We start from the raw sequence: 1,126 nt of genomic DNA, 5'->3' as shown, positions 1-1,126 counted from the left end.
GCGAAGTGGGTCGGCAATTTGATGACGATTTTCTTTGGTAGTATTTTTATTGGTACGTGGATTGAAAAGGCAGTTCGGCACCCCATATTAAGCTGGCGAAGCCCACGACTACCGGTAGGACTACCTGTTTTCCTTGATCGCATAGCGAGAACAAATTCTTCGCAAACATGTATTGGAGGACCCACCAGAAGTAAGGTACAATCGGAGCGAGATAAAGATTTCCTTATAATGGGAGTGGATTGCGGATGAAATACAGCTATTGTCCAAAATGCGGGGGTTCCCTGCGACTTAATGAGAACAAGGAGCTATCGAAGCCCCTCTGCAGCGTGTGCGGATTTGTGTTTTACCAGAATCCATCGGTGGGCGTAGCTATGATTCTCATCCGGAACGGCAAGGTGCTGCTTGGCCGAAAGCGGGGACGCTACAGCGGGCAATGGTGTGTGCCATGCGGTTATGTGGAGTGGGGAGAGGATGTGTATGAGGCGGCAAAGCGTGAAATGTTGGAGGAGACGGGACTGCGCATAGAGCTTACCTCTCTCTATACTGTCAGTTCCCTTTATGGCGAGCCGTACGTAGGCACTGAATGGTATAATCCCGAGCAGCAGAGCGTCATGATCTGGTTTTTGTCTAAAGAGACCGGCGGGGAGCTTCGTGCGGGAGACGATATCGACCAAGTAGGTTATTTCTCATACGAGGAGCTCCCCCGAATCGCTTTTCCCGCACATGAAATCGTGATTCACAAATTGCTGGAGGAGCAGCTCATAAGCTAGCCATCCTTAAACCCGCCCGTCTGATCGCTTGTATTAGAGTGTGTACAATCTTGAAATCATTAAATCGCGTGGGTTGGGTGATGCTCACGTACGGCTGGAACGTAGCATCTTCGTATCCGCTAATAATTCTGAACTTCATCCTCTGGATCACTAGGCTGCACAGCCCAGTTTCCAATTTTTATTTTGGAAGGCAAGTTGATGCAAATTTGATGCAAAAAGAGCGGGAGAAAAGTGATTTTTATCAGTTGATAAGAGTGAAAACAGGTTATGAAAATATTGGACAAACCTAGACAAAATAAGGGGTTTTTGAGTGATTGAGGTTTTGGGAAGTGAAACCAAGTAATGATGTATTTTTG

General features: G+C 47.0%; 2 protein-coding genes. One reads left to right on the top strand and one right to left on the bottom strand.

Annotated elements, in window-relative coordinates; genetic code table 11:
• Window positions 1-245 precede the first annotated feature (245 nt).
• Window positions 246-770 carry an NUDIX hydrolase gene (locus GC093_RS07995; protein WP_171651348.1) on the top strand — a complete coding sequence of 175 codons (525 nt, stop codon included), beginning with the start codon at window positions 246-248 and terminating at the stop codon, window positions 768-770.
• A 150-nt stretch (window positions 771-920) separates the two neighbouring features.
• On the opposite strand, the gene GC093_RS35455 is transcribed toward GC093_RS07995, so the two are convergent.
• A partial coding sequence (locus GC093_RS35455) for a hypothetical protein (RefSeq protein WP_216624547.1) occupies window positions 921-1,126 on the bottom strand: 206 nt, incomplete at its 5' end.

The sequence above is a fragment of the Paenibacillus foliorum genome (assembly GCF_013141765.1).
Taxonomy (GTDB): domain Bacteria; phylum Bacillota; class Bacilli; order Paenibacillales; family NBRC-103111; genus Paenibacillus_S; species Paenibacillus_S foliorum.
This window is presented reverse-complemented; position numbering and strand designations above follow the sequence as displayed.

What these genes read in the sequence shown, in the direction of transcription:
- GC093_RS07995 (WP_171651348.1), top strand. Translation starts at nt 246, where the DNA reads ATGAAATACAGCTATTGTCCAAAATGCGGGGGTTCCCTGCGACTTAAT.